The following is a 14,790-nucleotide window of genomic DNA, read 5'->3' on the forward strand; positions in this document are numbered from 1 at the left end:
ATAGAGATCTGACGGGCTCTACATCTGTTAAAGCCGTCTCGCCCGGGTTAGCCCTGGCTCAACCAAGGTGTTCCTTGAAAAACGCCAGGGTACGTTCCCAGGCCAGCTTGGCATCGGCTTCGTCGTAACGGGCCGAGGTCGGATTGGCGAAGGCATGGTCGGCTTCATACCAGTAGGACTGGTTGGACTTTTCCGCCTTGGCCATTTCGGCTTCGAACTTGCTGACCATCTCCTGGTTGATCCATTGGTCCGCGGTGGCATAGTGGCCCAGCACCGGTGAGTTCAGAGCCTTGAGGTCTTCGGCGGAACGCTCCACCCGGCCGTAGTAGACCACCGTGGCCTCGACGGGCGCCGCGATGGAAGCATTCAAAGACCAGCCGCCGCCGAAACACCAGCCGACCGTGCCGATCTTTCCGGCAACCGCATCGTGGTCGCGCAGCCAGGCGACCCAGGACTGCAGCGTGTTGGTGGCCTGCCCCGGATCGACTGCCTGCATGAAGGCCCTGGCGTCATCCGGCTGGGTCGCGACCTTTTCATCGTAGAGATCGACCGCCAGGGCCACGTAGCCTTCTTTGGCCAGTTCAGCGGCCACGACCTTGATCTGGTCGTTCAGGCCCCACCACTCGTGGATCAGCAACACCGCGGGAGCGGGAAGCTTCGCTGGCATGGCGAGGGCAGCCTTTACCGAACGCCCGTCTTCGGTGGTAATGGAAACCGTCTTGAGCTCAGACGCCGCGGCCTTGGCCAGGCGCGGGTCAGCCAAGACAGCCGCGAACGACGTCGCGGCAATACCGCTAAGAACCTGTCTGCGTGCCAATGTCTGCATGGTAACCTCCTGTAGTTGCCAACCGCAAAGCTGTTTTGTGAAAAGCTGTTGTGTGTCTGGCAAGGTTTGACGAAAAGCGGATGTCAGTGATGAAATCGGAATACCGGGTTATAGTTAACCTGTAAGACGATGTTTTCAACTTGGCGCTGGGGAGCGGACCGCCGCGGAGCATCACAATCGCGTGCGTTTTCAGGAGAGTTTCAGGGAATTGACACAGACATTTTCGCGCCCGCTCGGCCTTCTGCTGGCGCTCGCGCTATGTGCCTGCTTCGGGACAGTCAGGAACGTCGCAGCGGACCCGGTTGCGGTCTCGTCCGCAGCCATCCCCTTCCACCCCACACTCCCCGACCGCCGGAAGGCCGGAAAGCTGATCTGGCGCGGCGGGCTGGAACTGAAGTCCCAGGTGTCGGCCTTCGGTGGACTCTCCAGCCTCCTGGTCTCCGACGACCTCTCGCGCCTAACCGCCGCAAGCGACGATGGTCAGTGGTTTCAGGCCAAACTGACCTATGACTCGAACGGCCGTCTGACCGGCCTGTCAGACGCCGCAATGATCCCGATCACCGGACTTAACGGCCAGCCGCTCCGCGACAAAGGCGAGCGCGACGCGGAATCCCTGACCCGTCACGCCAGCGGCGATTTGCTGGTGAGCTTCGAGCGGAACCATCGGGTCTGGCGCTATCCGGCGGATCCCTTCACGAACAAGAAAGCCCCGACCGCCCTGCCCACGCCGCTGCCGCTGACCACGACCTTCGGCAACGGGGGTATCGAATCGCTGGTCACCCTGAAGGACGGGCGTGTTCTGGCCATCACCGAGGCCCAGGAGCTTCGCGGCGGCGCCAACCAGGTGGCGGCCTATCTCTGGGATGGAAAAGTGCCAAAGAGCGATAAGACATGGGCCGTCCTGCGGTTTCAGCGCGAGGGCAAGTTCAAGCCCACCGGCGCGGCGCGGCTGCCCAACGGCGACATCCTAGTGCTCGAGCGCTCCTATACACCGATCATCGGGGTCGCCATGCGTCTGCGCCGGATCGCCGAGGCCGATATCGGGCCCGGCAAGACCTTGAAGGGCGAGGAACTGGCGGTGATCCGCCCGCCCCTGGCCGTGGACAATATGGAGGGGATCGATGTGAAGCGCGGTCCGGACGGCGAAACGCTGGTCTATCTGCTGTCCGACAACAACTTCAACATCATTCAGCGGAACCTTCTGCTGCTCTTCGAGCTTGAAGAGTGACTTTGCAAAGCCGGATCCGGACGGCAGGCACAAAAAAAGGCCCATCCGAAAACGGGCCTCTTCAAATCTGTCAGGCGTGAGCCTCAGTCATTAACCACCCCTTAGGCAGCAGCCTGGCTCTCGAGGACCTTCTTGACCCGGCGCTTGAGCTGCCGCGCGCGCTGGCCCAGCTTTGCGGACGGGGTCGAGAGAAGATAAGCATCGAGGCCGCCGCGCTTTTCGATGGTGCGGATGGTCTGCGTGCTCAGGCGGAACTGAACCGTCTGGCCAAGGGCGTCGCTCAGCATCGAGGTCTGCTGAAGATTCGGCAGAAAGCGGCGGCGAGTCCTGTTGTTCGCGTGACTTACGTTATTTCCGGTCTGAACACCTTTGCCGGAGAAGTCGCAACGACGAGCCATGATACCATTCCCAGTTAAGCTAAAAAGCAGGCATAAAACGATAATCCGGGCGAAAGCGCCCGGTGCGGGGCGGTTTTTACGGCAGCACCCCGGCGGCGTCAAGGTGAAAAAGGCGAATCCCGCCGGAACCCGCGCCGGAAGGGCGGGAATCGCACTCCAGAGGCAAATTCCGCGCATTTCTCCCGGCTTAGCCGCCTGTGGCAGAAGCTTTAGCTGCCAACATCGAGGGGTTTTGCGCCTGGCCCGAGCGGCTGGCCATAGCTGAATTCGACGAAATTACCGTCCGGATCCCGCAAACCGCAATAATAACCCACCGGATAGGGCTCGTCGCGCGGCGGACAGGCCAGATATCCGGCCTCTTCTGCCGCGGCCGCCACCCGGTCCACGGCGGCCCGGCTTTCGAGCGCGAAACCGAAGTGACTGAAATCCTTCTCAGCCTGATCCCGGCCCGGACCGCCGGGGAGCAGCACAAAGATAAAATCCGTCTCCCGGCCCGGTTCTGCCATCCAAACCACACGGGTGCCGCCGTCGTTGCGTTCATGCACGATCCGCATGCCGCAAATGTCGCGGTAAAAGGCAATCGAGGCTTCAAGATCCCGCAGATGCAGGGCAATGTGGGTCAGGCGGGGCGTCATCTCCTCCTCCGGGCACTGCAAGAGACAGGTTTCAGGGTACATCCAGAGGCAACTGAGGTGAAGCCGGTAAAGGCGGCTCCGCATCTGTCCGGCGCCGTTGCTGCGCGGATTCCTGCTGACGCCGCCACATGGTGGCGTAATGCCCTTCCCGGTCGAGGAGGTTCTCATGCTGGCCGCGCTCGACGATCCGGCCCGCCTCCAGGACGATAATCTCGTCCGCGTCCACGACCGTGGAGAGACGGTGCGCGATCACCAGAGTGGTGCGGTCCCGCGAGACCTCGTTCAAACTGTTCTGGATCGCCCTTTCAGTCCTGGTGTCCAGTGCTGAGGTGGCTTCGTCGAACAGCAGGATCGCCGGGCCCTTCAGAATGGTGCGCGCAATGGCCACGCGCTGTTTCTCACCACCGGAGAGCTTCAGGCCGCGCTCGCCGACGATGCTGTCGTAGCCATCGGGCAGGCCCCGGACGAATTCATGAATCCGGGCGAGCTTGGCGGCGGCCTCGACCTCTTCGCGGGTCGCGCTGGGGCGGCCATAGGCGATGTTGTAGTAGACCGTATCGTTAAAAAGAACCGTGTCCTGGGGCACGATCCCGATAGAGGCGCGCAGAGAATCCTGGGTCACGGCGCGCAGATCCTGGCCATCGATCAGGATCTGGCCTTCGGTGACATCGTAAAAACGGAAAAGAAGACGGCTGATGGTCGATTTGCCCGCGCCGCTGGGACCGACAATTGCAACGGTTTTCCCCGCGGGAACGGTGAAGTCGACGCCGCGCAGGATCGGGCGGCGGGCGTCATATCCGAAACTCACGTTGCGGAAGACCACCTCACCGCCTTCGGGCAGCAGGGGCTTTGCATCCGGACGGTCGAGGATTTCCGCGCCGGTGTGCAGCAGATTGAACATGACCTCCATGTCGATCAGGGACTGCTTGATCTCCCGATAGACCGTACCCAGCAGGTTAAGCGGCATGGCGAGCTGGATCAGGTAGGCATTCACCATGACGAAGTCGCCCAGGGTCATGACTCCGGCGACGACGCCCATGGCAGCCATGACCATGATCGCAACAACACCGATTGAAATGACGATGGCCTGGCCGCTGTTCAGGGCCGAGAGGCTGACCCGGCTGTCGACCGCCGCCTTCTCATAGCTTTGCAGCGCCGTATCGAAGCGGCGGGTTTCATGCCGCTCGTTGCCGAAATACTTGACCGTCTCGAAATTCAGCAAGCTGTCGATAGACTTGGTGTTGGCATCGTTGTCCGCATCGTTCATGCGCCGGCGCAGCTTGATCCGCCACTCGGTAATAACGAAGGTCAGGAAGACGTAGAGCAGGATGGTGACGAGCGTGACCGCCGCGAAGCGCCAGTCGAAAAGATACCAAAGGATGCCGCTGACAAAGAGGATCTCCAGGATGGTGGGCAGAATGTTGAAGAGAACAAAGAACAGCAGGAACTCGATGCCCTTGGTGCCCCGGTCGATGGCACGGGTCAGGCCGCCGGTCTGACGATCCAGATGAAAACGGAGAGACAAACGGTGCAGATGTTCGAACGTCTGCAGCGCGACCTGCCGGATGGCATGCTGGGCCACCTTGGAAAAGACCGCGTCGCGGACCTGCGCGAAGGCCACCCCGAGGATGCGTGCGAGACCGTATGCCAGCAGCAGGCCAAGCGGCAGGACGATCAGGGGTTCGCTCTCCACCAGGTTCGCGGCGGACGCACCGCCGCCGGGCGACAGTCTGTCGACGGCCGAGCGAAGGAGCAGCGGGACGTAAACTGTCGTGACCTTCGCCCCGACCATCAATCCCAGTGCGATCAGAACCCGGAGCCGCAGATCGTTTCGTCCCGCCGGCCAGAGATAGGGCAACAGATTGCGCAGCGTGGCCAGCTGCTCGCGGGTCGAGGTCTCACCGCTTGCGGCGTCGCTGGAGAGCGTTTTCGTCGACATACTCCGCATGGCTCAGAAGATCCTTATACCCGTCTTATCGCGTCTGACAGAGGCAGCTTAATGCTTGCGGCCAAGCGAGCGCGACAACAAGAGATATAGTTTACCCACGTCGGAGGTCATGAAGGCAGCGGAAAGAATATGTTCCGGATCACAGTCCGCCGACTGCTTGATCAGGGAATCGAACTGGTTCAGGTAACGGGTGACCTGATCCCGAAAGCGCTCGTCACTGTCGTAGCGCGCCTTGATTTCGGGCGAGGCGAAGCGGTCCGATTTACGCAGCAGGCGCCGCGCGAAAATCGACTTATCGCCGGAGCGGTAGGATTTCCAGAACTCGGGCGGCAGGTCTTCCTCGATGAACTTGTTCAGGTCGATGGCACTGGAGTTCAAATCCTCCATCATCACCGTTGCCGTGCGCAGGAAGACGTCGCGGCTGGCCTCGATGGACTTCTCCTTGAGATGCCGCGCCTGGATCGCGGCCTCGTCCGCCGCCGCCAGAATATCCTTGCCCTGGTCCCGGAAGATCTGTCCGGCATCCCGCGCCTGCTGAAAGGCCGTCTCAACCGTGCTGCCGAAATCGCTGGCCTGGGCCTCCAGATTGCCGCCGAGATCCTCGGCGCGGGAAATAGCCCGGTCGGCGGCAGTGCGGACCTGCAGCGAAATCCCATCGATCGTTTCGGCCATCTTGCGGAGGCGTTCAAGGTTGCTCGCAGCGACGTTGTCGACCTCTTGCGCCTGGGTCTTGAGTTGCTCCCCAATCTCACCCGAGGTGGTCTTGGACGCAGCGGACGCGGCCTTGATGGCCTCAGCCTGTTGCGCAAGCGTGTCCTTGACCTCTTGGAGAAGCCCTTTGAAGTCCTCGCTCATGGTCCCGAAGCCGCTGATCTCCTCGCGGACCTGGGCCCGCAGCTCACCGGCAGAGCTGCTGGCGTTTTCGGCAGCCTGGGTCAGGACCCGTCCCTGGCTGCGGAAAATCTCCACAACCTTGGCGCTTTGCGCGACCGCATTGTGCGCCGCCTCGTCGAAGTCGTTGGTGCCCTTCTTCAAGGTCTCGGCAATCCGGTCGACCCGCTCGCTGACCCGTTCGGCGTGCATGCCCAGGCTCTCCGAATGGGTCCCAAGCAACTTGGACACCTCACCCGCCTGGATCACGGCCCGTGCGCCTGCGGCCTCGATGGCGGAGACCATGGGCTCGATCTCAGCCCCCACTTCACTCAGGGATTCACGGGCCGCAGTGGCGGCATCCTGCAGGCGGTCAATCTGCTGCGTACCAGCCGCCTCGATCTCATCGGCGGCCCCCGCGGCGGCTTCACGCAGGCGATCCACGACCTGATCTGTTTCTGTGTGAAGCACACCGCCCTGTTCGCGCAGGATTTCGGTAATCAACTTGGCCCTGGTGGCCGCCAGTTCGAACGCGCTGCGCACGTCCCGTGCATCGTGTTTCAGGTCCTCGCCGATTTTCTGCGAAGTCTCCGCCAACTCCGTTGTCATGCTGCCGAACTGGGCGCGTTCCTCGGCTAACGCCGCACGCACGGAACCGACCTTATGCTCCGTATCGGTAAAGACCTGTCCCAGAAGCTCGATCTGCTGACGCATATTCTCGTTGAACTGCCGCGCATGGGCGGAAACCTTCTCACCCGCGCCCTCGAAGGCCTTCAGGTCCCGTTCGAGTTCGACATGCAGCGCATCGCCGCTGGCCTGCACGCCCTCGCGCGCCGTGGTCAACTCGGCACTGCGGCGCGCGAGATGGCTGGCGACATCTTCGGTCGCCGCAATGGTTTGCGCCGCCGCGGCCTGCAAATCGGCAACCGGCTGCTTCAGGCTGCTGGAAATCTGATGCACCATGGAGTCGACCCGATCGGCGGTATCTTCGAGAGCCTTGAGCTGGCTATCGACGGATTCCCGCGCCGCGGCCATCAGGCCATTGATCCGGGTCGAGGCGGCTTCGACCTCCTGGGTTTGCGCGGCAAGCGATTCTTTGAGCTGCTCGGCTTGGGACGCGGCCCGGACGGAGGCGCCGGCCAGCTCGCTGGTTTGCGATTTGAAGGAATGGCGCATGGCGTCCATGCGCTCGAAAATCTCGTCGGTCGTCTCGGTCAGCTCGCCGGCCTGCGCCTTGAGCGCTGCGCTGACCTGTTGAACCCGGGTTCTGGCTTCATCGTCCGGATAGGTCATGGCCTGGAAATGGCGCAGCAGTTTTTCCACGTCCTCGTTGACCATCTGGCCACGCATGAAATAGACCAGTGCCAGCCACAGCAGAGTGGGCGGCAGGCAAGCGCCGGCGACGCCCATGGCGAGTTCATGGGGCAACAGGCGCTGCAGCCCGTTCCAGCCGACAAAGGTCTCGACATAGTAGGCACAGGCACCAAGCCAGGCTGCCGTCAACAGCAGCCCAACGATCCCGGCAATGACCGAGCTCAGCCTCACAAGCCCCCCCGTTTCACTTCTGATTCAAACGCTAGAATGACGAATCACGCCCTATGTGCCTCGCCTTATTGAGCTTTTGCGCGTCAGTATAAGCCGCTCGAGCGGCGCAAGTCCAACCTGGAGGACGAAGCGGCCTGAGTAGATCAGACAGCCGGGTTTTGCGGGGCGATTCGGAGAAACTCGACCGGCGCATCGAAGCCTTTCAGATGCGTCGTTTCGACTTTGGGGTCCAAAGGCGCCAGCAGGGGGGCGACCGCCGGATCCTCCGCAAGGTTCGTGGAAATCACCACATCGCCGCCGCGCGACGTGCCCTGGAGCCGGGCCGCCATGTTCACAGTCGAGCCAAAATAATCCAGGCGGCCGTTCAAGGTGACGGCAATGGACGGGCCCTCGTGAATACCCACTTTAATCACAATCCCCTCACCCGGGCGGGTCGCGTTGAAACTCTCGACCTTGCTCTGGATCGCGAGGGCTGCGCGCACCGCATCGGCCGGGTCGGCGAAGGCGGCCATGATCGCGTCGCCGATCGTCTTGACCACGGCACCGTTGTTCTCGCGCACGATCGCCGCCAAGAACGCGAAATGATCGCGCACCAGATGATAGGCGCGGGCATCGCCGATGGCCCCATAGAGGGCGGTCGAGCCCTGCAGATCGCTGAAAAGCAGACAGATCCGCTTGACCTCCACCTCGTCGCCGGGGCGCAAAACCTGATCCGAAAAGAGGTCGCGGAAGGCTTGCATGGCCGTGACCCGGTCCGCGGTCAGGGCGTCCCGCACCCAGGGACGCTCCTCCAGCACCAGTGTCAGGGGACGTTGGCTGCGGTTATGCAGCGTGATGCTGTCCCTTTGGGATCCCGCCACAGCTTCGAAACACTCGCTGTCCGCGATCAGTTCAGGAAGCGCCTGGCCGTCCTCGAAGTCAAAATCCACCTCAGGCCCTGGTTCCAGACTGCGCAAACGGTAGTTTCCAGGCGCAAGTGCCATGGCCTCGGTCCGGGTCTCGCCTGCCTGAAGCGTCAACTGCAGCACGATATGGGGTGTGCTCATGGGCCCGAAGAGACAGTATTCTCCCGCCGAGATCGAGCGCAGGGCCGGCGCCGGATGGAAGCTCAGCTCCACGTTCCGTGAGAAATCGCCGTCATAATCAATGTTGCAGGTGTCGCAATGCGCGCCACGCGGCAAAGCGTCCAGGCTGGCCACGGATGCCTTGGGAACCCGGCAGCGCGGACAGAGGACATCCCAACGCAGAGCCAGCAATCCGGCACGGGCTGCCTCAAGGCAGAGCTCGATGACGTTACGCTCCTGCTCGCCCCATTCGCGCGCCAGTCCGACCGGCCGCAGATGAACGAGATCGACTTCCTGCGCGCTCTGCACCAGATCAGCCAGGCGCCTGGCAAGCCCGTGGCCGTGGCCCGACTCTTCAATGGTGGTGACAATTCCATCGATCCGGGCCTGCACATCCGGCTCCGGGGGCGGCGGCTGAAAACGAAAAGCCATGGGCATGTCGCCGACCGCAAAGCGTCCGGCATCCTCGGCCAATTCTCCAAAGGTCTTGCCCGCACCTTTGAAAAAACTGGTACTGAGAATCAGATGACCCAGCAGGTTTGCAGCCTCGGCCTCCAGATAATACTCGCAGCGGCAGCCCTCGCCCTCCGGGATAAACCGGAGCAGGGCGTTCAGCTTTTTCAGCGGCCCTTTCGAAAAATCCCGCCTGTGCTCGAACCACTCGCCCGTGACCCAGTTGACCGGCCAGTCGCGCCAGCTCATGGAGATGGGGCCCATGCGGACATGTCCCAGATAGACGACCGAACCGTCTTCCTGGGGAATTTCCTCGATGTCGTGCTTGGGAAGGCCTGCCGCCTCGTTGAAGCGGGCGGTATCGGCAAGGCTGGGCCAGAGTTTTTCGCGTGGCGCATCGAAGTGCCACTCGTACTTTCGGCTGTAACGCTTACCCATAAACCGGCTCCACCCCGGGCTTTGTTCCGCCAAAAGGCCTAACCTTCATCACCAGACCGGCAACGACAGGAAACGGCCGCCTGGCGCATAGTCAACGTTGCGCCGCCGGTAACTCTACCAACGGAGACGTGGCAAGGCTGCCACCGGTCTCGCCCGTGCCGCAGAAAACAGGTTTTTAAGCCTGTCCGGCTCGGGTATCCCCGAAGAGTCTACGTTCAGTTCCGCCCGATGGATGCCATCGGCCACAAAAATACTTGCGATTCCAACGGCCTCGGCGCCCGCAATATCCGTGCGCAGGGAATCGCCGATCCCGGCGATCCGGCTTCGGTCCGTCACGCCCATCATCGAAAAACAGCGATCGTAGACGCCGCGATGGGGTTTGCCGTGAGACCGCACCTGACCGCCAAGCTGCTCGTAGCGCTCGGCAACGCTGCCCGCGCAGTACTCCATGACGCCGCCGCGGATCACAACCAGATCCGGATTGGCGCAGACCATCGGCAGTTTCAAGGCCAGCGCCGCTTCCAGAAGTTCGCTGTAATCCTCCATCGTGTGGTCGAAGGCCAGGGTTCCGGTATTGAGAATGAAATCCGCCTTTTCCAGGCGCTCGACGAAATCGTAGTCGAGACCTTCGCGCATGCCGTGATCACGGTCCGGTCCCAGATGATAGCAACGCCGGCCCAGAGCCTGATACCAGGCGTCCGGGCGCTCATTGAGGTGCAGCCAGGTATCCTCGCCGGACGACATCACCACATCGGCCAGATCCGGCGCGATCCCCAGGTCCGCGTTGCGCGCGATCACCGCTTCGGCGCGGCGCGGCGCGTTAGAGAGAATCGCGATGCCTTTGCCCGCCTGCTTCAAGCGCGCAACGCAGTCGAGGGCTTCCGGAAAGGCCTGCACGCCGTCGTGCATGACGCCCCATAAATCGATGATGTAGCCGTCGTAATTGTCGGAGATGACCGAGAGGCCGTCGAGAAGCGAAACCACCTGAACCTAAAATCAATGCCAAAAGGAAAGATGCAGTCTTGTGCCACAGAGGATCGGGGATTGAAAGAAAGCTTCTTGCCGGAAGCCGGGCACGAGCGGCCTGCAAGGCGGCGTGATTACGCCATCGGTCTGATCAGGCGGGTCTGATTAGGCGGCGTGATTACGCCGCGGGGCGCGCCAGACGGGGCTCGCCAAAGAGATACCCCTGGCCGAAATCGATCTGCTTATCGAGCAGCTTGCGCAGCGTATCTTCTGCTTCGACCTTTTCCGCAACCAGCTTGACCGGGACATCCCTGAAAGCCGCGAGCAAGGCGTCGACTTCAGACGTTCCCGCCGTGAGCAGATCGGCCTGGATCTTGACGAAACGAATGTTGCTCGCGGCCAAGGCCGGCAGATCCATCCGCAGGTCCGTGACCTGATCCAGCGAAAGACGGCAGCCGACCCGCGCGAGGCGCTCCAGGTGCGCCATCTCCACCTCCCCGAAAGCGGCAAACTCGGACTGGGCAAACTCGAAAATCAGGTTCGGCCCTAGAATATCGTTGCTCTCCAGAAACTCCACGAAGTCGCCGAAGAAATCATCATCGCGCAGGGTGTGGGGCGAAATGTTGCAGAAAAAGTCGAGGTTATCGCTGCGGCGCTGAATCTTGCGGACCAGTTGAACACAGCGAAACAGCAGCATGTTGTCGATGGCCGTGATCAGGCCCTCGCGCTCGGCAACGCCGATGTATTCCTCGGGCAGGATCATCTGATCCTCTTCGGTGCGGACCCGCGAGAAACACTCGTAGAAGCGGCGCTTGCGCTGCGGGAGGCTGACAATCGGCTGCAGCACAAAACTGATCCGGTCATCCCGGAGGGCGTTCTGGACCTGCTTTAAAATTTCGTCTTCGCTGAGATTGCGAATCACCTCGGGCAGGATGTAATCCCCAGCTCCGGTTTTCTCGCTGGTGGATTTCTCATTGCCGGTTTTTTCACTGCCAGCTTTTTCATTGGGTGCGGTCTTCAATCCTGCTTCGATGGATGTTTTCGTGACGGGCACATGGGCATCGGCGGCCTTTGGATTGGAGTGCAGCGGACTGGAGAGAACCTGCTCGCCCTGCGTTGAATGAGCCGCTGAGGCCCGGGCGCTGATGGGGCCGAAGCCGTCCGGATCGGCAACCAGTGTGATGGCAGGCTCGGCGACCACTTTCTGCTGAGCGTCAGGCCTCGGCTGTGAGGCGCCAAGGGACTTGATCACGCGCACTTCGGTGATGGCTTCATCGACCGTGCCGGGCTCGCTCGGCAGTCGTCCCGAACGGACCACCGCTTGAACGGCTTCGGCCAAAGCCTTGTTCTCGCGCCGGGACCAGTTGAGCTGCTCATAGAGTTCCGACTGCGCGTGCCGGAGGGCCAGTATCTGCCGGCCGAGAAAAGATTCGCGCGAGAGCCGCTGATACATCTCGTGAACCAGGGCCCCGGCGAGGAAAATCAGCAGGCCGATCATCACCGCAACGGATTGGTCCAGACGAGGCACGCGCAAGGGCGCCTCGACGGCCACGGCAATCGCCAGTGCCGTATAGATGATGAACAGCAGAATGTTGCGGGCCACGGACATGCCTGCGCGAAGTTCCCCAGGGTTTGATGATCCAGTGACAACAGTTTGCCCCGCGAGGTCTTGAAAGATGGTTAACCAAGGGTTTCCAGCTCAAAAAGGACCCTGCCGAGCGTTCACGGATAACGATGGCCTTGACCTCTATGCGCGGGCGCGGCATGGAATTGAGCAGCGGTCACCCAAGCAAAAACGAATGACGCAATCCGGAGGCGGGAATGTCGATCAAGATCTATCATAATCCGAGGTGCAGCAAATCACGGCAAACGCTCGCGCTGCTGCAGGAGAAAGGCATCGAGCCCGAGGTCGTCGAATACCTGAAAAGTCCGCCCAGCAGAGAAACGCTCACTGAGCTTCTCACACAGCTGGGCCTGGAGCCCCGGAAACTGATGCGGCGTGGCGAAGCAGTTTATAAGGAACTGAATCTGGCCGATCCGGCGCTGAGCAATGATCAGCTGATCGCGGCCATGGTCGAAAACCCGATCCTGATCGAACGGCCGATTGTCAGCAGCGGCAGTAAAGCCGCGCTGGGACGGCCACCGGAAGCCGTGCTCGAAATCCTGTAACCGTAGGACGGATCATGTTGAGACGGAAAGACCTCGCGATTCCACTTAACCTTGATCTTATCTAGCGGTGTGCCGCGCCGACCGCATCCTTGAGCGTTTCGAAACCATCGCGCCGCAAAAGCCGGGCAAGCTCGCGCTTTATCAGCTCGACCAGATCCGGTCCCTCATAAACCAGGGCGGAGTAGAGTTGAACCAGCGATGCTCCGGCACGGATCTTGGCGTAGGCATCGGCGCCGCTGCCGACACCACCCACGCCGATCAACGGGATCCTGCCCCCGGTCAGGCGGTAGAAATCCCCAAGCACTCTGGTCGAGAGATCGAACAACGGCCGGCCGCTCAGTCCGCCGGTTTCGCTGCGATCATCTGCCGTCAAGGACTCGGGCCGGGTGATTGTGGTGTTTGAAACCGTCAAACCATCCAGATCCCGTTCCAGCGCGACCTGGGCGATATCCTGCCTGTCATCCTCGGTCAGATCCGGTGCGACCTTCAAGATCAGCGGCGGCGCTTTTTCGGCGAAGTTCTCCTGCAGTGCGGCCTGAACGGCGGAGATCAGCCGATCGACCTCTGCCCGTCCCTGCAAGGCCCGCAGTCCGGGCGTGTTGGGCGAAGAAACATTGATCACCAAGTAGTCGGCGAAGCCCCCCAATGCCGCGGCGCCGGCGAGATAGTCGGTCACGGCCTCCCCGGTATCCTTGTTCTTACCCAGATTGACACCGAGAAGACCCGGCAAGGGGGCCGCGCGCCATTTCCGCAGGTTCCGCGCGGCGGCCTCCACACCCAGATTGTTGAATCCCAGCCGGTTGATGACGCCCCGGTCTTCGCTCAGACGAAAGATGCGGGGCTTGGGATTGCCCGGCTGCGGGCGAGGGGTGACGCTGCCGATCTCGACAAAACCGAAACCCAGGCCCAAAGCGGGTCCGACCACGGCCGCGTTCTTGTCGAACCCTGCGGCAAGACCGATCGGATTGCGAAAGGACCGGCCCCAAAGATCGATGGAAAGGAGCGGATCGTTCTCGCTGGCTACTCTGGGCGCCAGGCCGCGCGCCATTGCCCAGAGTGTCAGATCGTGTGCTTGTTCCGGGTTTAAGAGCCTCAGCAAGGGCCCCAGGATCTGGTAACTATTCACTCAGCGGGTTCCTGCCGGCCGGCTGCTCCGGCAGCGGGTCGCCATCATTGTGGCCGATGTTCAAAGACGCGGGGAAAACATGCCGTCCATCGGGTCCCAGTGGCAAGTCGTCGACCCGCTCCACCGCATCAGCAGGCAATTCACCGTAAAGATGAGGAAACAAAGCGCCCTCGCGGGATGCTTCCCACTTCAGCGCTGTCCCGAGCTTCGCGCTGTCGACGGTCAAGAGAACCAACCCATCCTGACCTCGGCGGTGTTTTGCGGCAGAGACCTCAAGCTGTAGCCCCGTCGAGAAATGAATGAAACCATCCGCGAGATCCTGAGACGATCCAGCGTAGCTGCCGGACGCCTGCGCTGCGGTCCATTCGTCACGCCGGCACATATGGAAAATCAGAGTATCGTGCATAATTCAGAATCTGCCTCGCCACACTTATCGCCTCACAGTTGCATAACTTCGATCGCATTTTGCAACTATCGGTGAATTCTGCGTTGCAAAATGCGATAGCCTGTGATCCAAAGCCTGCGTGGCCGTGACGTTTAACACTGGGGGCAGCGAAAACAAGACGAATTTTGAGCTGGCACGTAGCTTGCACAAGCATAGCGAGCAGTGCGCTCACAAAAAACCGCTATTGAGGGGACTATGGTAGTCAAAAGTGAAGAAAAAAATGATATCCGGGGCAGCCGCGCGCTTGAGAAAGCGCTCGACGCGGTGGGTGCCGTCGGCGACTCCGGCTTTATTCTTGTACCGAGTGCGCCTACTCGTGAAATGATGATGGCAGGCGCCAAAGCAGGTCATGTCAGCCCCGATCTTGCCCGTGTCATTTACCGGGCCATGCTCGGCGAGACGACCGAGCCGTAAAATCTACGACCCGAAATGCGAGTCCGGACACTGACCGTACCGCCGCAGCATGGTCCGAACCTCCTCTGTGCGTGACGCGGTCAGACATGACCCGCTGACTTCTTATAAGCGCCGGTGAGCCTCTCGCCCGTTGCTGCAATCTACCGCCGGTCTTCTCTCGCTTGCGAAAAAGCTGTGCGGGCGGTCTCTCGCCGCACCTGCACAAACACACAGCCCATGTCGGTGAGAGATCGTCTCGTTACCCGGCAAAAGCCAACAAAGCCGC

Annotated in this window: 13 protein-coding genes; 3 read left to right on the forward strand and 10 right to left on the reverse strand. The window is 61.4% G+C overall.

Going from position 1 to position 14,790, the window contains the following annotated elements; translation table 11 throughout:
• Positions 1–58: 58 nt before the first annotated feature.
• Complete coding sequence (locus FKG95_RS25070) at positions 59–826, reverse strand: dienelactone hydrolase family protein (RefSeq protein ID WP_142899194.1); 768 nt, start codon at positions 824–826, stop codon at positions 59–61.
• Between the two features lie 208 nt (positions 827–1,034).
• Between FKG95_RS25070 and FKG95_RS25075 the strand changes: the two genes are divergently transcribed.
• Complete coding sequence (locus FKG95_RS25075) at positions 1,035–2,054, forward strand: esterase-like activity of phytase family protein (protein ID WP_179954277.1); 1,020 nt, start codon at positions 1,035–1,037, stop codon at positions 2,052–2,054.
• A 101-nt stretch (positions 2,055–2,155) separates the two neighbouring features.
• Here FKG95_RS25075 and rpmB read toward each other — a convergent pair whose 3' ends face one another.
• The 7 genes from rpmB to FKG95_RS25110 form a co-directional block, all read right to left on the reverse strand.
• Complete coding sequence (gene rpmB, locus FKG95_RS25080; RefSeq protein WP_142899196.1) at positions 2,156–2,452, reverse strand: 50S ribosomal protein L28; 297 nt, start codon at positions 2,450–2,452, stop codon at positions 2,156–2,158.
• Positions 2,453–2,661: 209 nt separating this feature from the next.
• Complete coding sequence (locus tag FKG95_RS25085; RefSeq protein ID WP_142899197.1) at positions 2,662–3,087, reverse strand: VOC family protein; 426 nt, start codon at positions 3,085–3,087, stop codon at positions 2,662–2,664.
• Between the two features lie 31 nt (positions 3,088–3,118).
• Complete coding sequence (locus FKG95_RS25090) at positions 3,119–5,035, reverse strand: ABCB family ABC transporter ATP-binding protein/permease (protein WP_142899198.1); 1,917 nt, start codon at positions 5,033–5,035, stop codon at positions 3,119–3,121.
• 48 nt (positions 5,036–5,083) lie between these two features.
• Entirely contained in the window at positions 5,084–7,450 is a 2,367-nt protein-coding gene (locus tag FKG95_RS25095) for a coiled-coil domain-containing protein (protein WP_142899199.1), read from the reverse strand.
• 143 nt (positions 7,451–7,593) lie between these two features.
• Positions 7,594–9,405 carry an adenylate/guanylate cyclase domain-containing protein gene (locus FKG95_RS25100; RefSeq protein WP_142899200.1) on the reverse strand — a complete coding sequence of 604 codons (1,812 nt, stop codon included), beginning with the start codon at positions 9,403–9,405 and terminating at the stop codon, positions 7,594–7,596.
• Positions 9,406–9,519: 114 nt separating this feature from the next.
• Positions 9,520–10,389: a TIGR01459 family HAD-type hydrolase gene (locus tag FKG95_RS25105; protein WP_246116891.1), complete on the reverse strand. Its 870-nt coding sequence runs from the start codon at positions 10,387–10,389 to the stop codon at positions 9,520–9,522.
• A gap of 160 nt (positions 10,390–10,549) precedes the next feature.
• Entirely contained in the window at positions 10,550–11,980 is a 1,431-nt protein-coding gene (locus FKG95_RS25110; RefSeq protein WP_142899201.1) for an EAL domain-containing protein, read from the reverse strand.
• A 212-nt stretch (positions 11,981–12,192) separates the two neighbouring features.
• On the opposite strand from FKG95_RS25110, the gene arsC reads away from it, so the two are divergent.
• On the forward strand, positions 12,193–12,540 hold the full coding sequence (arsC, locus tag FKG95_RS25115; RefSeq protein ID WP_142899202.1) for an arsenate reductase (glutaredoxin): 348 nt from the start codon (positions 12,193–12,195) through the stop codon (positions 12,538–12,540).
• A gap of 61 nt (positions 12,541–12,601) precedes the next feature.
• Here the strand turns inward: arsC and FKG95_RS25120 are convergent, their stop codons facing one another.
• Complete coding sequence (locus tag FKG95_RS25120; protein ID WP_142899203.1) at positions 12,602–13,666, reverse strand: quinone-dependent dihydroorotate dehydrogenase; 1,065 nt, start codon at positions 13,664–13,666, stop codon at positions 12,602–12,604.
• Positions 13,659–14,072, reverse strand: a complete 414-nt coding sequence (locus FKG95_RS25125; protein ID WP_142899204.1) for a DUF952 domain-containing protein — start codon at positions 14,070–14,072, stop codon at positions 13,659–13,661. Before FKG95_RS25125 ends, FKG95_RS25120 begins: the two co-directional genes overlap by 8 nt.
• 234 nt (positions 14,073–14,306) lie before the next feature.
• Here FKG95_RS25125 and FKG95_RS25130 point away from each other — a divergent pair, with 234 nt between their 5' ends.
• On the forward strand, positions 14,307–14,525 hold the full coding sequence (locus FKG95_RS25130) for a hypothetical protein (protein WP_142899205.1): 219 nt from the start codon (positions 14,307–14,309) through the stop codon (positions 14,523–14,525).
• The last annotated feature ends 265 nt before the right edge of the window (positions 14,526–14,790 follow it).

The organism is Denitrobaculum tricleocarpae, from assembly GCF_007004665.1.
Lineage (GTDB): Bacteria > Pseudomonadota > Alphaproteobacteria > Kiloniellales > Kiloniellaceae > Denitrobaculum > Denitrobaculum tricleocarpae.

Coding starts and splice junctions, on each gene's coding strand:
- FKG95_RS25070 (WP_142899194.1), bottom strand. CDS start 826: ATGCAGACATTGGCACGCAGACAGGTTCTTAGCGGTATTGCCGCGACG.
- rpmB (WP_142899196.1), bottom strand. CDS start 2,452: ATGGCTCGTCGTTGCGACTTCTCCGGCAAAGGTGTTCAGACCGGAAAT.
- FKG95_RS25085 (WP_142899197.1), bottom strand. CDS start 3,087: ATGACGCCCCGCCTGACCCACATTGCCCTGCATCTGCGGGATCTTGAA.
- FKG95_RS25090 (WP_142899198.1), bottom strand. CDS start 5,035: ATGCGGAGTATGTCGACGAAAACGCTCTCCAGCGACGCCGCAAGCGGT.
- FKG95_RS25100 (WP_142899200.1), bottom strand. CDS start 9,405: ATGGGTAAGCGTTACAGCCGAAAGTACGAGTGGCACTTCGATGCGCCA.
- FKG95_RS25110 (WP_142899201.1), bottom strand. CDS start 11,980: ATGTCCGTGGCCCGCAACATTCTGCTGTTCATCATCTATACGGCACTG.
- arsC (WP_142899202.1), top strand. CDS start 12,193: ATGTCGATCAAGATCTATCATAATCCGAGGTGCAGCAAATCACGGCAA.
- FKG95_RS25125 (WP_142899204.1), bottom strand. CDS start 14,072: ATGCACGATACTCTGATTTTCCATATGTGCCGGCGTGACGAATGGACC.
- FKG95_RS25130 (WP_142899205.1), top strand. CDS start 14,307: ATGGTAGTCAAAAGTGAAGAAAAAAATGATATCCGGGGCAGCCGCGCG.